Annotated in this window: 21 protein-coding genes; 6 read left to right on the top strand and 15 right to left on the bottom strand. The window is 47.5% G+C overall.

All coding sequences use genetic code 11. The features are described from left to right. Positions 1-160: 160 nt before the first annotated feature. A complete protein-coding gene (locus tag GVY43_RS12075; RefSeq protein ID WP_159563281.1) occupies positions 161-598 on the top strand; it encodes a hypothetical protein in 438 nt (145 codons plus the stop codon). 111 nt (positions 599-709) lie between these two features. On the opposite strand, the gene GVY43_RS12070 is transcribed toward GVY43_RS12075, so the two are convergent. The 6 genes from GVY43_RS12070 to GVY43_RS12045 all read right to left on the bottom strand — a co-directional run bounded on the left by GVY43_RS12070 (position 710) and on the right by GVY43_RS12045 (position 7,839). Next, positions 710-2,155 (bottom strand): glycoside hydrolase family 1 protein, encoded by a 1,446-nt coding sequence (locus GVY43_RS12070; protein ID WP_074035082.1) that lies wholly within the window; start codon positions 2,153-2,155, stop codon positions 710-712. Between the two features lie 16 nt (positions 2,156-2,171). After that, on the bottom strand, positions 2,172-4,022 hold the full coding sequence (locus GVY43_RS12065) for a beta-glucoside-specific PTS transporter subunit IIABC (protein WP_159563280.1): 1,851 nt from the start codon (positions 4,020-4,022) through the stop codon (positions 2,172-2,174). A 102-nt stretch (positions 4,023-4,124) separates the two neighbouring features. Beyond that, positions 4,125-4,976, bottom strand: a complete 852-nt coding sequence (gene licT, locus GVY43_RS12060; protein ID WP_159563279.1) for a BglG family transcription antiterminator LicT — start codon at positions 4,974-4,976, stop codon at positions 4,125-4,127. A gap of 213 nt (positions 4,977-5,189) precedes the next feature. After that, on the bottom strand, positions 5,190-5,933 hold the full coding sequence (locus GVY43_RS12055) for an AAA family ATPase (RefSeq protein ID WP_201302273.1): 744 nt from the start codon (positions 5,931-5,933) through the stop codon (positions 5,190-5,192). Continuing rightward, entirely contained in the window at positions 5,924-7,192 is a 1,269-nt protein-coding gene (locus GVY43_RS12050) for a cell wall metabolism sensor histidine kinase WalK (protein ID WP_159563278.1), read from the bottom strand. Before GVY43_RS12050 ends, GVY43_RS12055 begins: the two co-directional genes overlap by 10 nt. Then, on the bottom strand, positions 7,189-7,839 hold the full coding sequence (locus GVY43_RS12045) for a response regulator transcription factor (RefSeq protein ID WP_078146057.1): 651 nt from the start codon (positions 7,837-7,839) through the stop codon (positions 7,189-7,191). The genes GVY43_RS12050 and GVY43_RS12045 overlap by 4 nt, the downstream gene beginning before the upstream one ends. Before the next feature lie 143 nt (positions 7,840-7,982). Between GVY43_RS12045 and GVY43_RS12040 the strand changes: the two genes are divergently transcribed. Next, positions 7,983-8,549 (top strand): hypothetical protein, encoded by a 567-nt coding sequence (locus GVY43_RS12040; protein ID WP_159563277.1) that lies wholly within the window; start codon positions 7,983-7,985, stop codon positions 8,547-8,549. A gap of 54 nt (positions 8,550-8,603) precedes the next feature. Here GVY43_RS12040 and GVY43_RS12035 read toward each other — a convergent pair whose 3' ends face one another. Then, positions 8,604-10,520, bottom strand: coding sequence for an endonuclease MutS2 (locus GVY43_RS12035; protein WP_159563276.1), 1,917 nt, complete (start codon positions 10,518-10,520; stop codon positions 8,604-8,606). A gap of 458 nt (positions 10,521-10,978) precedes the next feature. On the opposite strand from GVY43_RS12035, the gene GVY43_RS12030 reads away from it, so the two are divergent. Genes GVY43_RS12030 through nagE form a run of 3 tightly spaced genes read left to right on the top strand, consistent with a single transcriptional unit; the run spans position 10,979 to position 13,823 of the window. Beyond that, complete coding sequence (locus GVY43_RS12030; RefSeq protein ID WP_015880356.1) at positions 10,979-11,467, top strand: PTS glucose transporter subunit IIA; 489 nt, start codon at positions 10,979-10,981, stop codon at positions 11,465-11,467. A gap of 20 nt (positions 11,468-11,487) precedes the next feature. After that, positions 11,488-12,336 carry a PRD domain-containing protein gene (locus tag GVY43_RS12025; RefSeq protein ID WP_015880355.1) on the top strand — a complete coding sequence of 283 codons (849 nt, stop codon included), beginning with the start codon at positions 11,488-11,490 and terminating at the stop codon, positions 12,334-12,336. Then, positions 12,333-13,823, top strand: coding sequence for an N-acetylglucosamine-specific PTS transporter subunit IIBC (gene nagE, locus GVY43_RS12020; protein ID WP_159563275.1), 1,491 nt, complete (start codon positions 12,333-12,335; stop codon positions 13,821-13,823). Before GVY43_RS12025 ends, nagE begins: the two co-directional genes overlap by 4 nt. Positions 13,824-13,838: 15 nt before the next feature. Here nagE and GVY43_RS12015 read toward each other — a convergent pair whose 3' ends face one another. From GVY43_RS12015 to GVY43_RS12005, 3 genes are all read right to left on the bottom strand, one after another. Next, positions 13,839-14,042 (bottom strand): hypothetical protein, encoded by a 204-nt coding sequence (locus tag GVY43_RS12015; RefSeq protein ID WP_236548960.1) that lies wholly within the window; start codon positions 14,040-14,042, stop codon positions 13,839-13,841. 69 nt (positions 14,043-14,111) lie between these two features. Beyond that, positions 14,112-14,996, bottom strand: coding sequence for a zinc metalloprotease HtpX (gene htpX / locus GVY43_RS12010; RefSeq protein WP_159563273.1), 885 nt, complete (start codon positions 14,994-14,996; stop codon positions 14,112-14,114). Between the two features lie 18 nt (positions 14,997-15,014). After that, positions 15,015-15,563, bottom strand: coding sequence for a LemA family protein (locus tag GVY43_RS12005; protein ID WP_074035096.1), 549 nt, complete (start codon positions 15,561-15,563; stop codon positions 15,015-15,017). A 128-nt stretch (positions 15,564-15,691) separates the two neighbouring features. On the opposite strand from GVY43_RS12005, the gene GVY43_RS12000 reads away from it, so the two are divergent. Next, positions 15,692-16,876, top strand: coding sequence for an amidohydrolase (locus tag GVY43_RS12000; protein WP_159563272.1), 1,185 nt, complete (start codon positions 15,692-15,694; stop codon positions 16,874-16,876). A 9-nt stretch (positions 16,877-16,885) separates the two neighbouring features. On the opposite strand, the gene GVY43_RS11995 is transcribed toward GVY43_RS12000, so the two are convergent. The 5 genes from GVY43_RS11995 to GVY43_RS11975 form a co-directional block, all read right to left on the bottom strand. Then, positions 16,886-18,214: a hemolysin family protein gene (locus GVY43_RS11995; RefSeq protein ID WP_159563271.1), complete on the bottom strand. Its 1,329-nt coding sequence runs from the start codon at positions 18,212-18,214 to the stop codon at positions 16,886-16,888. Positions 18,215-18,305: 91 nt separating this feature from the next. Continuing rightward, positions 18,306-18,779 (bottom strand): DMT family transporter, encoded by a 474-nt coding sequence (locus GVY43_RS11990; protein ID WP_031424261.1) that lies wholly within the window; start codon positions 18,777-18,779, stop codon positions 18,306-18,308. A gap of 11 nt (positions 18,780-18,790) precedes the next feature. Continuing rightward, positions 18,791-19,465, bottom strand: a complete 675-nt coding sequence (locus tag GVY43_RS11985) for a Crp/Fnr family transcriptional regulator (RefSeq protein ID WP_159563270.1) — start codon at positions 19,463-19,465, stop codon at positions 18,791-18,793. A 14-nt stretch (positions 19,466-19,479) separates the two neighbouring features. Then, positions 19,480-19,905 carry a DMT family transporter gene (locus GVY43_RS11980; RefSeq protein ID WP_015880345.1) on the bottom strand — a complete coding sequence of 142 codons (426 nt, stop codon included), beginning with the start codon at positions 19,903-19,905 and terminating at the stop codon, positions 19,480-19,482. A gap of 109 nt (positions 19,906-20,014) precedes the next feature. Then, complete coding sequence (locus GVY43_RS11975; protein ID WP_031424259.1) at positions 20,015-20,674, bottom strand: type 1 glutamine amidotransferase domain-containing protein; 660 nt, start codon at positions 20,672-20,674, stop codon at positions 20,015-20,017. Positions 20,675-21,048: the final 374 nt, after the last annotated feature.

Genomic DNA, 21,048 nt, shown 5'->3' with positions numbered 1-21,048 from the left:
ATGAATGTCCGTTTTTTTCGTATACAGAAATGTGAAATAAATCAACATTATACTTTGCGAATCATCTACAGTTTCTTTTCTAGATTGAGTTAGATTCGTTTACTTTAGCGTGGTAACGTGAAATGATAATGATAACAACTCTTTAAAGTGAGGTGACGGTGTGTCTACCACAGAGCACGAACAAGCGACATCTATTTTGCATCACCTCTTTACCGCCTCTTCTTTTGTCGGAATCGATTTCGGTTCTGGTCCGAACCATCATCTTCTCTATTTCAGTCGTCAAGGACTGGAATCTTGGATCTCCATCGAGGGACCGTGGCATGTCCATGCGACGCAAAATACGTTTGACGAAGGTGAACAACTCGAACAGCTCATGCGCTTAAGAAGAGAGCGCATCCATCAAGTACTCCTCGGTGACGAACACCCCCACCTCGAACTGGAATTTGAATCCGGATCCCTTCTCTTCATCAATGGATATCAAGAACACTTTGAGTGCTGGCAAGCAGGGGACGCGAGACCACTTGGTGGAGACGCCTATCTGTTGGTCGCGATGCCACAAGGGGAGCTCGCAATCTTTGCGGATGGAGACGACGAATGAACACTTGGATGGAAATTATCTTGTATATGTTGATTGCTGGGGGCATTAGTCTCGCGATCATCTTATTGCGAAAAATCACGAAAGCATGAAAAAGCGGCCGAGGCCGCTTTTTCATTTGACTGATTCTTCTTCGTATAAGCTCGCACCTTGTGAACGAATCACCTCTTGATACCAGAAGAACGACTCTTTCCGTTTTCGTTCTAACGTACCGGTACCGTCGTCATGTCGATCCACGTAAATGAAACCATACCGTTTGCTGTACTCACCTGTCGAGGCACTCACTAAATCGATACACCCCCAACTCGTGTATCCCATCACTTCGACTCCATCGTCGATTGCATCCATCATCCCTTTCAAGTGATCACGTAAGTAATCGATGCGATAGTCATCATGAATCGTTCCGTCCGACTCAATTTTGTCATAAGCACCTAGCCCGTTTTCAACGATGAATAATGGGAGCTCATAACGCTCATATAACTTGTTCAAGATGACGCGGAGTCCTGTCGGATCAATTTCCCATCCCCAGTCACTCGCCTGTAAGTATGGATTCTTGACCCCGCTCATAATATTACCTTCCGCCTCATCCTGACCTTTTTCAGCCTTTTCAGTGCGCGACATGTAGTAACTGAGTGAGAAGAAGTCGACAGTATTCTCTTTGAGGATATCAAGGTCGCCATCTTCCATGGCGAGTTCAATGCCATTGTCTCGGAAGAATCGTTTCGCAAAGCTCGGATATTTGCCGCGTACATGGACGTCTCCGCAGAAGAAGTTCATCATCCGTTCTGCATCGTGAGCATACCAAACATCATCCGGGTTTGAACTATACGGATAAACCGGAGCCGCAATGAGCATACATCCGATTTGCATCGATGGGTCAATCTCTCTGGCCGCCTTTGTCGCAAGGGCACTTGCGACCAGTTGGTGATGCAATCCTTGATAGGTGAGCTGTAACGTATTCTCTTCTTCCCGAACCGCAATCCCTAGACTGAGCATCGGCATGAACTGTGCCCCGTTGATTTCGTTGAACGTCAACCAGTATTTGACCTTCCCTTTATAACGTTCGAACAAGACACGACTGTATCGTTCAAAGTATGTGACTAAGCGACGGTCTCGCCATCCCCCATAATGCTTCGCAAGATGTAGGGGCATCTCATAGTGGGAGATGGTCACGAGTGGTTCAATGCCTTGGGCGACTAATTCATCGATCACACGATCATAGAATTGGAGTCCCTCCTCATTCGGTTCCACTTCATCTCCGTTCGGGAAAATTCGTGACCACGCAATTGACATGCGGAACGTCTTGAATCCCATTTCCTTAAAGAGGGCAATATCTTCTTTATAACGATGATAGAAGTCGATTCCTTCATGGTTCGGGTATGAATACTCTTCATGTAATTCAAAATCAAACGTCGGATCATGGATAATCTTCATTCGCTGTTTTCCGCCTGGCATCACGTCAGCAATCGAAAGTCCTTTACCACCTTCTTGATAACCACCTTCTAACTGATTGGCCGCAGTAGCCCCGCCCCATAGAAATTCACTTGATACTTGTTTCATACTGTCTCCTCCTTTGTTATACAATGACACGCAATACGCCATGATTGGCTTCAACCACACCTGTGTAAACCGGTAAGACATCGAGATAATGTTCGGTGTTTGTTACGATAATCGGGGTGATGGTGTCATACCCTTCACGAGCGATAGCATCTATATCGAATCGGACGAGCAGTTCTCCTTCTGTCACTTTCTGACCGTCCGTAACGACCGTTTCAAAATACTGTCCATTTAGCTTGACCGTATCTAATCCAATGTGAATCAATACTTCCACACCTGTATCAGATCGAAGACCGATTGCATGCTTCGATGGATAGACCGTGACGATTTCTCCGTCAAACGGTGCATATACCGCGCCTTCTGAAGGCATGATCGCAATCCCTTTCCCCATCGCCCCGCTTGAGAACACTTCATCACGAACCGATTCAAGCGACACGACTTCTCCTTTCAATGGAGCCGATACAGGAAAGCCGACTTGTTCAGAGATTGATTGTACAACCACTTTTTCTGTCGACTCGACGGCCGTTTCTTCTTTGTGGAAGACCATCGTCAAGACGAGAGCGACTACTGTTGCAACCGCCATTCCGATAAATGCTCCATAGAAGGCTAAATCGACACCCGTTGGAGGAATCATGACTGGGATGCTAAAGATTCCGAGGCCTCCCATCGCATAAGCCGCCGTACCGAACAAACCTCCTACGACACCACCAGCCGCTCCACCCACAACCCCAAACACAAATGGTTTTTTACGGGGAAGCGTCAAGCCATAGATAGCCGGCTCCGTAATTCCAAACACACCTGCAATCGTGGAAGATGTTCCTAACCCTTTCACTTTCGGGTTTTTGGCTTTTAAGGTAATCGCTAGAACTGCCCCTACTTGACCGAACGTGGCCATCAATACACCGACAACAATCGTATCCGTACCAACAACCGATAAGTTATTGATGATAATTGGTACAAGTCCCCAATGGAGACCGAACATGACAAGCACTTGCCAGAACGCACCGATGAACGCGATGGCGATGGTTGGGCTCAACTCATACAAGAACGAGTAACCATTCGCTAAACCTTGACTCGCATACGTCGCAACTGGTCCAATTGCTAAAAACGTCAACGGGACAACGAGTAACAACGCCATCATCGGTGTTGTGAAGTTTCGTACAGCTTCATGCGTATGACGGTTAAAGAATGTTTCGACTTTTGAAGAAACGTATGTTGCCAAAATAATCGGGATAACCGAAGACGCATAACTCATTAAAACGACAGGCACATTGAGGAACGTCAAGGCCTCCCCGGCTCCTTGAATGGCCACAATCGATGGATAGACAAGCGCCCCACCGATAATCATCCCAATATACGGGTTCCCACCAAATTTCTTAGCCGCCGAATGTCCTAAGATCACGGGTAGGAAGTAAAATAGTGCATCCGCCGCGGCATTCAAGACGACATATGTGCCCATTTCTTCTGTCAATAGTCCAAACGCGACAAGGATGGCGAGTAACCCTTTCAACAGACCACTACCTGCCATCGGTCCGAGAATCGGCGTAAAGATTCCAGCAATCACATCAATCAATCGGTTGAATACTCCTGATTTTTCTTCATCATCAGTCGAAGATGTCTGGAAACCACCAACATCGACAACCTCTTTGTAGACGTATGGTACATTGTTCCCGATGACGACTTGAAATTGTCCTCCACTTTGAACAACCGTGATGATGCCATCTTGTTCCTTCAGCGTAGTCGCATTTGCCTTTGATTCATCTTTTAATTTGAAACGCAGTCGTGTCGCACAGTGAAAGACACTTTTGACGTTATCTTTCCCACCGACATGCTGCACAATCGTCTCTGCCAGTTGTTTATATTGGTCCATCTTATTCACTCCTCATGTTTTTGGATAAAAAGAAAAACCTAAATCACTACACAAATAAAGGTGTAGTCATTTAGGTTTGGCCTGCGTCATCAGTAACCATCCTTAGGATCGACGTTCTTTCATTAAGTTTTCGATATGAATCATCATATACAGCCGTTCGTCCATCGATACATCATAACGATATTTCGTCGCAATCAATCCAGCGATTTTTTCAACGCATTCGAACGCTTCCGGATATCTCTGCTTCACCATCAAGAACAAGGTTTCGTCACCTGTGGACTTGACCTTTTCCCCCGACGCGAGGCGCTGCACAAAGTACTTTAAATGAGTCAAAAATCGAGAATAGGCGTATGACTCTTCATCCAGCTCGATTTGAAAATGATACGTGATAATGGTCAAAATGGCTTGGGTGGCTTTTGTCATCTCCGTTACGAGATGCAGGTTTTCACCTTTCACACCAGACATCGTCGCATTGACGAGATGTAAGGCAATCGCAACGGCCTCATCTTCATCCAGGTTGACCTCGTGTTGCGCATTGATCAATTTTACCGCTTCTTTGCCGACAGCGAACTCTGGAGCATAAAATCGTTTCACTTCCCAAACGAGAGGGTTACGAATCTGGATTCCATCCTGATACCGACTAAGCGCGAAATGAAGGTGGTCCGCTAGCGTCACGTAGAGCGAATCATGAATAGGTTGTTTTAATCGCTCTTCGGCTAATTTGACAATCTGTTTCACCGTCTCCATCTCATCCGTCGGCATTTCATTTAAAAAGTGAACGAAACGCTCATAGCTTTCTTTACTCTCGAGCGTAAAGATTTTTTCGATTCGCGTCTGGTCAATCGGATCGCCTGGCCGTTTTTGAAATGCAATCCCGCGCCCCATCACGACCTGTTCTTGACCGTTCGCATCAATTGCTACGACGTTATTATTGAACACTTTTGAAATCTGCATGGTCTCCTCACCTCACTCTCATTCGACTGAACTAAAAAGAAAAAAACCTAAATTCACACCAACGTCCAACATACAGTCGTGGCGTCAATTTAGGTTTTGCCTGCATCACCAGTAACAATCCTAAAGTGGATTTTCTTCTTTTCGATATAAGCATACTCCCTATAAATCTTGACGTCAACATAAAAAGTAAACCGCTTACATCGTGACCGTTTTTTACTCTTCAAACAAGATTCGCTGCATCCGTTCCGGTGCCTGTAAATAGTCACGCATCACCCTCACGTGTTCGAGGTCGTCAAACGACGTCGGGGAGAGTCCCGTTTCCACTTGTAAAATCATCGCACCCGGATACGACATCAAGATGGGTGAATGACTCGCGATGATAAATTGACTCCCGGACTGGACAAGTTCATGCATGCGTGCGAGCATCGTCAGTTGGCGCATCGGAGACAATGCGGCCTCTGGCTCATCCAAAATGTAGAGACCATCTCCACGAAATCGGTGTAGCATGAGGGAGAGAAACGCTTCACCGTGTGATTGTTCATGAAGGGAACGCCCACCATACGACTCATAAAATCGTTCAAGATCAGGACCTGATTTCGCCATTTCGTCCACATAACTCGACAGCTGGTATGCCGTTTCAGCACGTAAGAAAAAACCATCTTTCGGACGATACGGGCCTCGAATCGGACGAAGCGCTTCATACAAGGAACTATGCGTCGACTCTGTTTCAAATTGGAAGGAAGGTGCCCCGCCTTCTGGATTGAATCCGGCCGCCACGGCCATCCCTTCAATCAACGTCGATTTCCCGCTCCCATTCTCCCCGACAAGAAACGTGACTGGATGATGAAACGATAGTTCATCGAGTGTCTGAAAAATCGGTAACGTATACGGATAGCCTGTCGAACGGATTCGTTCCCTCTCTAACCGTACCCCACGCAAAAATAAAGTCATGTCCATTCGATCCAAAATGTTGCCCCCTTATCTGAATCGACGCCATAAGAAAGTCCTTGTGCGTCAAGAAGTAATTTCGTGATAGCGAGACCTAAACCATGGCCGTTGGAGCGATCTCCTTTCACATACATATCCCATATCGCATGCTGAATGGAAGGATCAACCCCGTTTCCTTCGTCGGTCACTTCTAATCGCTTCGGGGTTAGAGTGATGGTGATTCTTCCCCCGACAGGGCTCGCCTCATACGCATTGCTTATGAAATTTGAGAGCACTCGTTCCATCGCCAATCGATCAGCTTGGATTGATACCGTTTCGAGTCGGAGGTCGAGTGTCACGTCTTTTTGTCGGAACAACTCAGACATGCGTGGCGTCAACCGACGAACCAATTCATCCAGTTGAATCGATTCCATTTCAAGTGGAATCGAACCTGCGGACAATTTAGAGTATTCGAGCATCTGATTGACGAGTCGGTCAATCCGGTCCACTTCCTCGGTAATGCTTTTACCGGTTGTGGCCATCTCTGTTTCATGGACGACACCGAGCTCTAATAGTTCCGCCTCGTTTCGAACGATAGCGAGCGGTGTACGCACATCGTGTGTGACCCCAGAGATAAATGATTTTTGAAGCGCCTCTTTTTCTTGAAGTGACGTGTTCATCTGTCCGATGGTGACGGTCAAATCCCCAATCTCATCGTTCGTCACGCTCGGCAAGCTAATATCGTGTCGCCCCTCCATAATGGATGCGGTCGCTTGTTTCAACTCGACGAGCGGTTGCGTGAGCCGACGACTCATCCAATACGTGACAGCGATTGCGACAAGTAGGGCCAGAATAAACCCACCCGCTAAGATGAGGTAGATTTGCTGGAATTGTGGATTTGAAAACGGAACGGGACTATATGTCACGATTTGAATGTCCCCTTCTTCTTTCAGATACGTCAAGAAGCGGGTACCATTTACACCCACTTCGTCCTGAATCGCTAAATCATTCGGATCGAGGTTGATTGGCATCATGCGATGCATCCGTCCGCCTCGTTCGAACTCGATACGCTGCCCATTTTGAAATACAAGCACGTCAAGTTGCCCCGGGATTCCACGGCTCTCTTGAATGGCTTCATACACAATCGCCGCCTCGCGCTCCAATTGTGCGTACGTCTCCTCTTCTGCGAAGCGTCCAATCAATAATGACGTGAGTCCGAATGTTAAAAGTGCCATCACTGCAAGTGGTAGAATGGCCGTCCAAAGTAACTTCTTCATTAATCGATTCATGACAGTTCCTCTAATCGATAACCGACCCGGTGCACCGTCTTCAACTGTTCTTTCAAGGTCGGCGATTTGTCACGCAGTTGTTTAATGTGGGTGTCGACCGTTCGTGTATCTCCGACGAATGCGTAGTCCCACACCTCATCGAGCAAACGGTTCCGGTCTAACGCCTCCCCGACATGTTTCCAAAGATACAGTAACAACTCATACTCTTTGTTCGTTAATCGAAGCGGATGTCCGTTCTCTTGTACCATTCTCGATTTGACGTCGATGGTGAGCGTTCCAAATTGAATCATATCGGTTTGTTTGACGAGACGTTTCAGTCGAATCTCCAACTCTTTTAAAACGATGGGTTTGACTAAATAATCGTCTGCGCCAAGTTCCAATCCGAACACGCGATCATCCGCCTCACCACGAGCCGTCGTCAGAATAATAGCAGGTGCGGGCTGTTGCGCTTTTAATGTCGGAATCAAGGTCCAACCTTCTCCGTCAGGGAGTCGAACATCCAATAAAACTGCATCAAACCGTTGATGCAACTGTTGTTTCGCCTCACTCAAAGTCATCGCCACGGTCACCTCAAATCCGGAATATGTTAAAAAGCGGGACATGCCGTCCGCCAGTTTTAGTTCATCTTCCACAACGAGTACGTTCATCTCATATCGCCTCCACATCCATTATATCGTACCCATCAAACGTCCCACCGTTTCCCAAAGACAATTTGCAGAAATCTTGCAACTCCCTCACAACTTCCGAAGCGTTCAGTCCTACACTTGAAGTAACAAAGGAGGAGATACACATGAAATCAACAAAACTCGCAATCGCCTTAGCCGGTCTATTGGTCGTCTCAGGCACAGGCGTATATGCCGCGACGAATGACACGACGACTGATGAATCGACAACGACAGCATCCACACAATGCGAACGTGGTGAACGAGGTCCTGGCATGTTCGGTGATCGGGAAGCGGGTCATGCCGCTCTCATCGAAGCGCTCGGTTTAACGCAAGAAGAAGTGGATGCGGCTCGCGAAAACGGGCAATCTCTCCCTGAACTCGCAGAAGAAAAAGGGATTTCAATTGAAGCGTTCATCGACGCGATCATGACGTCCCATGAAGAAAAACTCGCAACCGCTGTGGAAGAAGGAAACTTGACGCAAGAAGACGCGGATCAAATCCTTGCGGACCACGAAGAACGGTTTGCCGATGTGACAAGTTACGATGACTTGGAAGATATTCGTGGTATGCGCGGTGGACGTGAAGGTGGTCGCCATGGTCACGGTCCACACCATGACGACTCAACTTCTTCAGATGACGATGCTTCAACAGAGAGCGACAGCAACGTAGAAAATCAAAGCAATAGCTTATAAGTCAAAAGGGCAGCCACTCGCGGTGGCCGCCCTTTCTAAATGAATCTAGACATTTTATTTCCGGTTAGATTGCTCTTGTTTCTTCCTTTCTCGGATCTCTTTCTCTACTCGTCGTAACGCTTTCTTTGATCCTCGAGCAAAGTCGTGGGCTTCCTTACGTTCCTGATACGTCGTGAATAACGTATCTAAATCATAGTCAGCCGGATAGAGTTCTGTTGCACGTGCCTCAAGACGAACGCGGCGGCTCGGCAACTCTACATATTCCACATCTACGAACACTCGGACATGTCGACGCGATGCATCAAACGAATAGACAAGACCGCCTTGATTCGTCTCTAACAAGCGGACACGGTCACCTTTTTCAAAATGCTCTGTTTCTTCAAGCGGGGCCATCTCCACTTCTCGCGTAATTTTAGAATCATCGACTTTCGTAATATCATACGTTTTCTCGTTCATATAACGGGATGCCTGTTTCAGAATCGATTCCGGTAACTTCATCTTACGGGCGATAAAGAGGGCGTTGCTGTCGCCAGACTGTCCCATGAGCAGTCTGTATTTTGGTTCAAGCGTTTCCGGGTCAAACTGCATCGCAGCGTTCATGAAATCCGGGTGCGCTTCAGAATACGATTTGATTTCTCCGTAATGCGTCGACGCCACAACAATCGCGCCCCGTTTATATGCCGCTTCTAAGATGGCAATCGCAAGAGCGGCCCCTTCGTTCGGTTCCGTCCCGCTTCCGATTTCATCGAATAACAAGAGCGACCGTTTTCCAGCGGTCTGCATGATATTCGCCACATTGTACATGTGTGCAGAGAACGTACTGAGTGCCGACTCTAAATCCTGATTATCTCCGATATCGACGAACACCTCATCAAATGTCGAAATGACTGTATCGGTGTGAGCCGGGATATGCAGTCCCGTCATCGTCATGAGACTAAGGAGTCCAATCGTTTTCAAGACGACCGTCTTCCCTCCGGCGTTCGGTCCGGTGATGATCAAGCCGCGATAGTCTGTACCGATGGCAAAGTCGAGTGGAATGGCGCTTTCTAAAAGTGGATGACGTACTTGCTTCAATCGGATGCGACCGCTCGCATTGACGTGTGGTGTCACCCCATCAATCGACTGACTGTACTTCCCTTTGGCGAAGACCATATCGTACTGGGCGATGACATCGAGCGTCGATTCGATGTCAGGGAGGACTTCTGTCACCGCTCCCGTCAACGTCGCTAGCACTTGATACACCTCTACCGCTTCTTCTGTACGCTTGACGACAAGTTCAGCGTTTAACTTCGCGATCGCTTCCGGTTCGATAAAGACCGTCGTCCCACGATTCGATGTATCCACAATCGTCCCTGCCACTTTATGCTTATAGGAAGCTTTGATTGGGATGGTGAAGCGATCCTGTTTTTTCGTGACGAATCCGTCTTGGATCATCTCGCGATTGGCGGTGCTCTTTAAGAACTTGTTCAATCGTTCCTCGATTCGTCCTTCTAAAATGTCGACTTGCTTCCGAATCCGCTTCAACTCTTTTGATGCTTCATCGACGACCTGTCCGGCTCGAATCGATTGTGTGATGTCTTCTTCTAACGTCCGCCATTCGCCCATTCCTGCAGCATAAGCCGAAAGAAGCGGTGCAAAGAATTCATGCTCGAGCATGAATCGCTTGAGTTTGCGTGCCCCTCGTAAAAACTCGGCGACCGCTTCAAGCTCTGTTGCCTCGAGTTGGATGCCTCGTTGCAGTTTTCCGATAATGGTCTCCATGTCAGATACACCGATGAACGGGACGTGTGACGTCGCATCTAAAATCGCTCGGGCTTCGGATGTTTCTTGCAGGCGCTTCTTCACCGTCGTAATGTGGCTCGTTGGGCGTTGCTGTCTGAGTAATCGTCTCCCGAATCCGCTGATGCAGAAGCGTTCTACTTTCATCATCAATTCGTTGTATTGTAATTTTTCAAATGTTTGTTCGTTCATGTTTCTCTCTCCTCAAATGATAGAATCGAGATACCGCGCAAACAAAAAAGCGTCGGTCGATGACGACCAACGCAAAAAGACAGACGGGTGTCTGGCAGTTTTTGATGGGCGGTATCTGTAACGGAACATGACGGCATGACAAAAAGACGTGTCATCCGACATTTTTCAGTTCGTTAGGCAGATACAACCTCACTCATCAACATGCAACACCTTTCTTACTTAGATTCGCCCTTACTATACAATAGATTCATTCCCTTGTAAAATTTTAGAGAACGCTTTCAAAAAAAGACTTGTGTCTCAAACCAACACATGTTATGTTGAACGTGAAGAAACGAATAGCGATCACATGTGACTGATTCGATCAGGCATGGGGTAAGACGTACGGTGCATGCCACCCGTCTATACTCCATGCCTGTTTTGTTTTTCGGTGTTTTGTTTCAAGAAAGGATGTAGTAGACATGCTATGGAATAAGTTAATGAATCGACACAAACCGACACTGCACTCACCAATGGAAGGAGACGTCATTCCACTCGAACAAGTTGCGGACCCGGTCTTTAGTGAAAAAATGATGGGCGATGGCATTGCCATCACACCAACAGACGGTGCCGTCGTCTCACCGGCTGATGGAGAGATTGTACAAATCGCTCCAACAAAGCACGCCATCGGCATTCGGACCGAGGATGGGGCTGAGATTTTGATACACGTCGGACTCGATACCGTTGAACTCGAAGGTCGACCGTTTGATCTTCAAGTAGATGTGGGCGACCACGTCAAGACGGGACAGCTGTTACTCACAGCAGACTTGGCGCAAATTCATCAAGCTGGTAAGGACACGGTCACGCCAATGGTCGTGACGAATGGTGGCGCACTTGCCCATCATTACGCCTTCACGTTCACGAAGGAAGCTGTTCCGGGCAAAACGATTGTCGCCCGAGTGGAAGCGTGACTCCGGAATAAGGAGGACACATGATTAAAATCAAAAAGATTCTAAACAACAATGCGGTCATCGTCTCAGACGAGGGTGAAGAAAAGATTGCGATTGGCCCTGGCGTCGCGTTTAAAAAAGCGAAGAACGACATCGTCAATCCCCATAAAATCGAAAAGTTGTTCATCATGCCAGAGAATGACAAGTTCCAACAGTTATTGAGCCGGATTCCCGTTGAACACTTCACCGTTTCCGAGGACATTATCTCTTATGCGGAAAAACGTCTCGAGACATCGTTCAACGAACATATCCACATTGTCTTGACCGACCACATCTCGTTCGCCATCGAGCGGGAAATGGATGGCATCTCATTACGCAACAAACTGTTGAACGAGATTAAAATCCTCTATCGGAATGAATATGAGATTGGACTATGGGCGATTGAGCATATCGCTGAAAAGCTCAACGTCCAAATGCCGAAAGACGAAGCTGCGTTCATCGCGCTTCATATTCATACGATGAAAGTGAAAGGAGGTGATTTACGCAAGACGGTCAAACAGACAACAATTGTCCGCGACATGATTCAATCGATTTCACGACGACTCGATGTATCCATTGAAGAAGATGACTTATCCTACCAACGATTATTAACTCATTTACGGTTCGTCATGGATCGGGTCAACCATTACGATCATCATACGATTGATGAAGACATGCTCCGCATGATTCAGACGAAGTTCACGTCTGCCTATGCGTGTGCATCAGATGTCGCAAAAGAAATGGAAGAGACCTATGGCATCGTCTTGCCCGAGTCAGAACTTGGTTATATTACGCTTCACATCCAACGTCTACAAGATCAACACCATCAAAAAGGAGGAAATCAACAATGATGAACTTTTTCCAACGTCTCGGACGTTCCCTCATGTTACCGGTCGCCGTACTACCGGCTGCTGCCATTCTCATGGGGATTGGTTATTGGATTGACCCAGTCGGCTGGGGATCTGAAAACATTGCCGCTGCATTCTTAATTAAGGCAGGGGCCGCTATTATTGATAACATCCCAATTCTGTTCGCAGTCGGGGTCGCGCTCGGAATGGCTAAGAACCGTGACGGTTCAGCAGCACTAAGTGGACTCGTTGCCTTCTTGACGGTCACAACGCTTCTCTCCGCAGGAACGGTAGCATTGTTCCAAGGAATCGACGTAGAAGCCGTCAACCCGGCATTCGGTAAGATTGGGAATGCTTTTGTCGGGATTCTATCCGGTCTCGTCGCCGCTTCCATGTATAACCGCTTCAGTCAAGTCAAATTGCCAGATGCTCTCGCCTTCTTTAGTGGGAAGCGTCTCGTACCAATCATGACAGCCTTCTCGATGATTCTTGTATCGGTCGCTCTTTACTTCATCTGGCCGGTCGTCTATACAGGTCTCGTCGGTTTCGGTGAATCGATTTCAAAACTTGGCGCATTCGGTGCCGGACTTTACGGATTCTTTAACCGCCTCTTGATTCCAACCGGCCTTCACCACGCTCTCAACTCTGTATTCTGGTTCGACGTCGCAGGAATCAACGACATCGGAAACTTCTGGTCAGGTCAAGGTGAAAAAGGTGTAACGGGGATGTACCAAGCAGGTTACTTCCCAATCATGATGTTCGGTCTTCCGGCCGCAGCACTCGCGATGTACCACACAGCGAAAACGAAACGGAAAAAACAAGCCGCTTCACTTCTTCTCGCAGCGGCATTCGCTTCATTCTTCACAGGTGTAACAGAACCGCTCGAGTTCTCATTCATGTTCCTCGCTCCTGTTCTTTACCTTGTACACGCAGTCCTTACAGGAATTTCGCTCTTCGTTGCGGCAACGTTCCAATGGACAGCCGGCTTTGGATTCAGCGCAGGCTTGGTCGACTTTATCTTGAGCTCACGCTTGCCGCTTGCGAACCAACCGTATATGCTCATCGTTCAAGGTCTCGTGTTCGCAGTCATTTACTACGTCATCTTCCGCTTCATGATTGTGAAGCTCAACTTGGCGACGCCAGGCCGTGAACCAGATGAAGTCGTTGATGCGGTTGCAAGTGAGACAGCAGACGGTGAAACGAAAGTGGCTCCGGTCGCATCAGCTTCAGGTAGCGAATACTCAGCAATGGCACATATGATTTATGACGGTCTTGGCGGTGACAGCAACGTCACAGGCATCGAGTCGTGCATCACACGCCTACGCGTCGATGTCAAAGACATGGATACGGTCAACCAAGATCAAATCAAAAAAGCCGGTATTCCGGGAATCAAAGTCGTCAGTCCAAACCATATTCAAGTCATTGTCGGCACAAACGTTCAGTTCGTCCTCGATGAGATTGAAAAAATCCGTAGCCACCGCGCCGGATAAACGTCGAAAGCCACCTCATTCAGGTGGCTTTTCTTGTTTGGCTGCATATTGTTTATAAAATTGAATGAAATAGTAGAGGAAGATCCACGGTAAGATGTACTGTGTGAGCCACATGATGACACGCATCAACTGCCAAATTGGATTATTTAATATCAATCCCGATAAGAAAATGACGATACAAAAAATTATACTGAACCCTATGTATTTCTTTTTACTCAACTCATCCACCCCCTTATTTTCCCAGTTCAGTGTAACATAAAGAGCCTGCCGCAACCGGACAGGCTCTGACTACATTTGACGAAGTCGGGAAATGCGTTCGACTGGATCGGGATGTGTTGAGAATAGACCACTCACTTTTTTCTTGAGTGGATCGGAGAAGTAAAGTGGTGCCGAGGCACTCGACGCTTGCTCGACCGGTGTCTCGACGTTCGCAATCTTCTCAAGCGCTGAGGCGAGGGCATCCGGGTTTCGGGTCAGTTCCGCCCCACTCGCATCTGCCAAAAACTCACGATTCCGTGAAATCGCCATATTGATGAGCATCGCGATGAGCGGTGCCAACACCAGCAAGACGAGTCCGATGATCAAAAAGATGGGATTCTGGTTTTGATCGCGTCTTCCACCGATACTTCTGAAGAACAGCATGCGCGACCCGATATCGCTCATGATAGCGATGACTGAAACGAGTGCGAGCGTGACCGTCGAGAGTCGGACATCATAATTTTTAATATGCGCGACCTCGTGCGCAATCACCCCTTCTATTTCTTCTCGCGATAATCGATCCAACAGTCCCGTCGTGACGGCGACAGCCGCCTTTTCTGGCTTCAACCCCGTCGCAAATGCGTTTGGCGATGGGTCGTTGATGATAAAGATGCGCGGCATCGGCACTCGCGCGACCATCGCCATGTTTTCGACCGTATGCCATAAAAAGCGGTGTTCTTCCACCGATGTCACTTCTTGCGCCCGATTCATCTTCATGACGATGTTCGTGCTCGACATGATGACGATGCCGACATAAAACAACGAGAAAATAGGTGTGAAAATTAACCCTGGAACTGCGTCCCCGTAGTTGACGTAGGAAATCGCCGCCCCAACGAGAAGGACGAATAGGACAAACCCTGTGACGATGAAGACCGTCTTCACTTTATTCTTTCGAATCTGTTCATAGAGGAGCATACGCGCCACCTCGATTCATCAAAACGAAACGCGAACGTTCTCGCGCTCTTCGGCACGTGCCTCGAGCATATCGCGCTTTTCGAAATGATGGACGGAAGCGATGATGTTCGTCGGGACCGATTCGATTTTCGTGTTATATTTCATGACCGTATTATTATAGAGCTGGCGCGAATACGCCACTTTGTTTTCTGTCTGCGTCAATTCTTCCTGCAACATCTTGAAGTTCTCATTCGCCTTCAAATCTGGGTACGCCTCACGAAGCGCGAAGAGATTTTTCAGTGCTCCACTCAATTGATCGTTCACTGCCATCTGGTCTTGACGATTCGACTTTTCTCCGAGCTGGTTTCTCAGTTCGACGACCTTTGTAAGCGTTTCTTGTTCGTGTTTCGCATAGCCTTTCACCGTCTCGACCAAGTTCGGAATCAGATCATACCGCCGCTTCAACTGTACATCGATTTGAGCCCATGCCTCATCGACCCAATTTCGATATTTGACGAGCCCGTTGTACATCGAAAAATAGATGAGTACAAGCACGACAACCGCTACAATCGCAATAATCCACCCCATGTTGGCACCTCATTTCTTCATTTTCTCCTGTATTAATTCCCTTTACTCGTATAAGATAAGCTTAACTTTCATAACAATTTGTAAATGAATTCATTTCTTGACATGGTAACCACAAAGGAGTGTTCGCAATGATCGTCACGCATGCCGAAGTACGTTTGACCGAGTTGTTCGAAGAAATGGTGTCCCTAAGACGCCATTTTCACCAATATCCTGAACTGTCTTTTCAAGAAGTCGAAACACCAAAGATGATTGCCTCGTATCTCCGTGAACTTGGGATTGAAGTACGTGAGCACGTTGGCGGCAATGGGGTCGTCGGTCGAATCAAAGGCGGTGACGGTCCGACCATCGCATTACGTGCCGATTTTGACGCCCTTCCCATCCAAGATGTGAAAGATGTCCCGTATCGTTCAAAAGTGAACGGGGTCATGCATGCGTGTGGTCACGATGCCCACACGGCTACACTTCTCGTTTTAGCGAAAGTATTGACTGAGATGAGCCTTCCAGGAGACGTCGTGTTGATTCACCAGTTCGCAGAAGAATTGGCTCCAGGTGGTGCCAAACCGATGATTGAAGACGGCTGTCTCGACAACGTGGATTATATATACGGTGCGCACATTTGGACACCACTTCCGTTCGGAACGATTGGCGTGAAAACAGGTCCTGTCATGGCTGCGGCAGATCGCTTTGAATTGACCATTACAGGAAAAGGTGGACATGGCGCGATTCCGCAACATACAGTTGATGCCCTCATGGTTGCCGTGAACGTGGCAAATCATCTCCAACAGGTCGTCAGTCGGCGCATCGATCCGCTCGAACCTGCCGTGCTGACCATCGGTACGCTCCACTCCGGGCAAGCGTTCAACGTCATTGCCGAAGAAGCCAAATTATCTGGCACCGTGCGTACATTCACTCGGGAGACACAAGAAAAAATCATCTCCGATATGGAACGGATCATCCGTTCCGTCTGTGAGGCGAGTGATGCTGATTATGAATTGGAGTATATAAAAGGATATCCTGCTGTCGTGAATCATGTGACCGAAACGGAACTCGTCCGTGAGAGTGCGGTGGAGGTCGTTGGTGCAGACGGTGTCATTGAGATGGCACCGCTCATGGTCGGAGAAGATTTCGCTTATTATGTCGAGCGCGTTCCTGGTAGTTTTTTCTTCACAGGGGCAGGAAATCCCGAGCTCTCTGCAATCTTCCCGCACCATCATCCTCGCTTCGATGTGGATGAACGGGCGATGCTGCACACAGCTCAGGTCTTGTTAGGTGCTTTACAACGAACGTGGATGGTACACGAAAAAGAGGGCTGATGCATCGCATCAGTCCTCTTCTGTAATTGGTTCATGTAGTTCTGAGACAAGTACTTGGTCGACACGTTTTCCGTCCATATCCACGACTTCAAAGCGAAGACCGTACGCTTCGACCACATCCCCCCGTTTCGGAAAATCGCCGAGTGCGTAAATGACGAGTCCCGCGAGCGTATGATAGGAGTTGCGCCCTTCGTCGAATCGGTCATCCCGAATCTCGAACGTTCGCTTCAAATCCTCAATCCCGAGTAACCCATCCGCCAAATACGACCCATCTTCACGACGTACCACTTCTGGTGTATCCTCTTCAATCATCACCTCTCCGACGATTTCTTCTAAAATATCGAACAAGGTGACCATACCAAGGAATCCGCCGTATTCGTCTAAAACAAAGGCGATTTCCACACCATTTTTCTGCATCATTTGAAGCACCTGGCTCGCCTCTCGCTGTTTTGGAACGATGAGCGGCTGTTTGATGCGCTTCAAAATCTGTGACGGCTCACGCAGTGTCGGCAACGTCAAGATGTCACGTACGTCGATGTACCCGACAAAATCGTCAAGCGAGTCGCGTCCAACCGGTAACTTGTTATGTTTACTTTCATAGATCGATTTCTTCATATCGTCCATGTCATCTTCTAAGTCGACCCATTCGAGCGTCGTCCGTGGTTGCATGAGCTCATAAATCAATTGATCATGAAACGCAAAGACACGTTCGACTTGTCGAACTTCTTCATGAGCGAACTGCCCTTGCTGGGCGCCTTCAAACAAGAGTTGTTTGATCTCGAGCTCAGTCTCCCCACTCGTCTGTTCCGCCTTCAACCCTAACAATTTGAACAAAAAGAGTGTCGATTTCGATAAAATCCAAATGAACGGTTTCATCACTTTACTGAATAAATCGAGCGAAGGAATAATCGCCATCGTGACTTTCTCAGGCGAAACGAGCGCAATCCGTTTCGGGACCAATTCACCAATAATCAGGGATAGATACGTGATGATTGTAACGACGGCCACATAAGCAACGGTTCCGGCATACTGCGTACTCATCCCAGCTTGTTCAAACGCCGATGCGAGCGGTGCCGAGAAGCGCGCGCCCCCGTAGGCCCCGTTAATAATCCCAATCAATGTGATTCCGACTTGAACGGTCGACAACAAATCTGTCGGGTCTTTCGAATAATGAAGCGCAATCTTTGCACTTCGTTTCCCTCGATTTGCTTCAACCTCAAGTTTTGCAGGTTTCGATGAGATGAGCGCAATTTCTGTCATCGCAAAAATCCCGTTCAACACAATCAAAAACAAAACAATCAACAAATCAATCACTATGGAAGAATCCACTTTTTTCATCACCTCAGCTAATTTTTAAACCATACTGCTTCATTTTAACAAAAAATCGTTACCAACCTGTACCCGTTTTGCTCAGAAAAATAGCCACTCCTCAAGAAGTGGCTTCATTGACAGCTTGTTTGGCGATAGCCGCCGTCTGAGACTGTTTAAAGAGAATGACCCCGACAAGAAGGATGGTGAGCCCTACAATTTGTCCGGCCGATAACGTGATTTGAGGCATCCCGAAGGCGCCATATAAATCGACGACTAACGCCCAAATGAGTTGTGACACGAGAATGAGTGACACAGACAACGTGGGTCCGAGTAACTGGATGCTGCGCATGACACAGTACACGACCCCGACCCCAAGCAAACCACCAAGCCAATAGATTGGCGACAAGTCACGTAATCCAGCAAGGTTTCCTCCAAATAATAACAACGGGATGATGGATCCGACCAAACCAACGATAAAGACCAATACGGTGGTGGCCCAAGCCCCTAAATTTGTGTTCATTTTCGCGTTGACCGCCGCCTGTACGCTAATAAATGCCCCAGCCACAGCCGAACAGATGATACCAAAAATCATATAACCCCTCCTTACTCATAAAACATGCCGTTCGCACGTTCTTTCAATCGCTCACTATTTAAAATGATGACTTCTTTTCTCGTTCGTTTGACCAATCCTTCATCCACGAATGCCTGCAACGTTCGGTTCAAGTGACGATAACTCGTCCCTAGCCACTCTGCGACTTCTTTACGCTTCAGTTGACTCATCTCCGCTTGAAACAGTTCATTCCCTGATTCACTGAGTGAAATCAAGTAACCGGCCAAGCGCTCTTCTAGAGTCGACATGAGATGATTCGACGAGGCGTTCGCCTCAATGAATAATTTTTCGGACACGCCTCGTAACAGATGCTCCGTGAATTCGACCGTTCGATTATATCTTCGAAGCGCCTCGAAAGGGATGCGCAGACATGTTACGGGACCAACCGCTTCAACCGTATGCAATACATTGCGTCCGCTCGCATACTCGATATCTCCAATCAATGTTGGAGCAGCCTTCAGACGCAACAATCGCAATTTCCCTTCTTCACTGAGCGTATAAATTTTGACACGCCCTTCAAGGACGACGAATAAAGATTCGATGTGCTGATCGTTCGAACATAACATGGTCCCAGACGCATATGTCACTACGGACGAGGACTCAAGCGTTTCATTCGAAAACAGATGATTCCACTGCAATCGTGTCAGTGCATCCATAGTATTCATCATGTAAAGTGAACTCCTTAAGAAAATGTATAGATTCCGATTCCAACAACCATCAAGACGAGTCCCATGACCTGTCCCGTGTTCATCGGTTTCCGTTTGACACCAAACCAACCATTCAAATCGATGATGAAGGCTCCTACTAATTGTGCCACAAGCAATACACAGATTGCCCATGTGACCCCTAGTTGTTGAATCGCCGTCAATTCGCCGAAGACAACGAATACACCGAACAATCCTCCTAAACTATAATACCAAGGTACGCGCTTAAAGGCTGTCATGTCCGCATCTCGCTTGAAGAAGTAAATCGCAAGTGCCAACAGAAGTCCGACAAAATGAACGATGGTGACGGACATCCATGCGCCTACTGCATCTCCTAGTTTTGCATTAAAGATTCCTTGAAGGGCGATGAACGTCCCTGATAAGATGGCAAATAAAATTCCCATGTCATTCCCCTTTCTCTCCGTCTGACTTTACGAAAAGAAAGAAGACTTGAAAAGGACATATGTCCAAACACTAAAAAGCAACTTCGACATTCGAAGTTGCTTCACACGATTATCCGAGTAGCTTAACAAGTTCTTTCCCGACCGCTTCAGAAGACTGAGGGTTCTGACCAGTGACGAGACGTTCGTCAACTGCCACGTTCACCGCCCAGTTGTCAGCTCCTTTGAACTGCCCGCCTTGATTGCGTAGTCCCGTTTCAAGTAAGAACGGTACGGCAGAATCGAGTTGCATCTCTTTTTCTTCCGCATCGGTGAACCCTGTCACCTGTTTATCTTTAACGAGTGGCTCGTCGTTGCTGAGTTTCACATTGACCAATCCAATTGGTCCGTGACAAACTGCCCCGACAATATTTCCACTTTCGTATACGTTACGAATGACACGTTGTAATGTTTCATTCCCTGGGAAATCGACAACTGTCCCGTGACCTCCCGGTAAGAAGATTGCATCGTACGACTCGTCTGCGACTTGATCGAGACGGGCTGTGTCTTTAAGCAATTCCCGTGTGTTGAGAATGTCTTCTGACAAACCATCTTCTAAACTATTCGCATCGATTGGCACGTCTCCACCTTCGATACTCGCGACCGTCACTTTATACCCTTCTTTTTCGAACAATAAATAAGGGACGGCAAACTCTTCAAGCCATAATCCCGTTGCATGACCATTTGATAATTGATTTGCTGACGTTGTGACAATCAGTACATGTTTCGACATACTCAATTCCTCCTTCAAGAAAATCAACATACGACTCTAGTGTTCCCGATTCATCATCTGTTAAACCCGATGACCTGTCCGCTCACGACAAGGCGAAACTTTTTTTAACCTGGTTATTTATTCATCCTCCCTTTTTCTTACCACCTTCTATACTGAGGAAGAATTGCAATTCCAACCCATGAAGGAGACGTGTGCTATGACGAAACGAATGAACGACTGGGGATTTCTCATTGTCGTCGCCATCATCATCCTATTGCTTGTGCTTGGTCAGCTGCCGTTCTTCATGTAATCTTCACGTATATTCTTTACCAGTTGTAGTATGATTGCCTTGTAAGCACTTACACCAAACCTGATATGAAAGGATGGAGTTCACT

The organism is Exiguobacterium sp. 8H (genome assembly GCF_902506255.1).
Taxonomy (GTDB): Bacteria; Bacillota; Bacilli; order Exiguobacteriales; family Exiguobacteriaceae; genus Exiguobacterium; species Exiguobacterium profundum.
This window is presented reverse-complemented; position numbering and strand designations above follow the sequence as displayed.

What these genes read in the sequence shown, in the direction of transcription:
- GVY43_RS12070 (WP_074035082.1), bottom strand. Translation starts at nt 2,155, where the DNA reads ATGAAACAAGTATCAAGTGAATTTCTATGGGGCGGGGCTACTGCGGCC.
- GVY43_RS12065 (WP_159563280.1), bottom strand. Translation starts at nt 4,022, where the DNA reads ATGGACCAATATAAACAACTGGCAGAGACGATTGTGCAGCATGTCGGT.
- licT (WP_159563279.1), bottom strand. Translation starts at nt 4,976, where the DNA reads ATGCAGATTTCAAAAGTGTTCAATAATAACGTCGTAGCAATTGATGCG.
- GVY43_RS12055 (WP_201302273.1), bottom strand. Translation starts at nt 5,933, where the DNA reads ATGGACATGACTTTATTTTTGCGTGGGGTACGGTTAGAGAGGGAACGA.
- GVY43_RS12050 (WP_159563278.1), bottom strand. Translation starts at nt 7,192, where the DNA reads ATGAATCGATTAATGAAGAAGTTACTTTGGACGGCCATTCTACCACTT.
- GVY43_RS12045 (WP_078146057.1), bottom strand. Translation starts at nt 7,839, where the DNA reads ATGAACGTACTCGTTGTGGAAGATGAACTAAAACTGGCGGACGGCATG.
- GVY43_RS12040 (WP_159563277.1), top strand. Translation starts at nt 7,983, where the DNA reads ATGAAATCAACAAAACTCGCAATCGCCTTAGCCGGTCTATTGGTCGTC.
- GVY43_RS12035 (WP_159563276.1), bottom strand. Translation starts at nt 10,520, where the DNA reads ATGAACGAACAAACATTTGAAAAATTACAATACAACGAATTGATGATG.
- GVY43_RS12030 (WP_015880356.1), top strand. Translation starts at nt 10,979, where the DNA reads ATGCTATGGAATAAGTTAATGAATCGACACAAACCGACACTGCACTCA.
- GVY43_RS12025 (WP_015880355.1), top strand. Translation starts at nt 11,488, where the DNA reads ATGATTAAAATCAAAAAGATTCTAAACAACAATGCGGTCATCGTCTCA.
- nagE (WP_159563275.1), top strand. Translation starts at nt 12,333, where the DNA reads ATGATGAACTTTTTCCAACGTCTCGGACGTTCCCTCATGTTACCGGTC.
- htpX (WP_159563273.1), bottom strand. Translation starts at nt 14,996, where the DNA reads ATGCTCCTCTATGAACAGATTCGAAAGAATAAAGTGAAGACGGTCTTC.
- GVY43_RS12005 (WP_074035096.1), bottom strand. Translation starts at nt 15,563, where the DNA reads ATGGGGTGGATTATTGCGATTGTAGCGGTTGTCGTGCTTGTACTCATC.
- GVY43_RS12000 (WP_159563272.1), top strand. Translation starts at nt 15,692, where the DNA reads ATGATCGTCACGCATGCCGAAGTACGTTTGACCGAGTTGTTCGAAGAA.
- GVY43_RS11995 (WP_159563271.1), bottom strand. Translation starts at nt 18,214, where the DNA reads ATGAAAAAAGTGGATTCTTCCATAGTGATTGATTTGTTGATTGTTTTG.
- GVY43_RS11990 (WP_031424261.1), bottom strand. Translation starts at nt 18,779, where the DNA reads ATGATTTTTGGTATCATCTGTTCGGCTGTGGCTGGGGCATTTATTAGC.
- GVY43_RS11985 (WP_159563270.1), bottom strand. Translation starts at nt 19,465, where the DNA reads ATGATGAATACTATGGATGCACTGACACGATTGCAGTGGAATCATCTG.
- GVY43_RS11980 (WP_015880345.1), bottom strand. Translation starts at nt 19,905, where the DNA reads ATGGGAATTTTATTTGCCATCTTATCAGGGACGTTCATCGCCCTTCAA.
- GVY43_RS11975 (WP_031424259.1), bottom strand. Translation starts at nt 20,674, where the DNA reads ATGTCGAAACATGTACTGATTGTCACAACGTCAGCAAATCAATTATCA.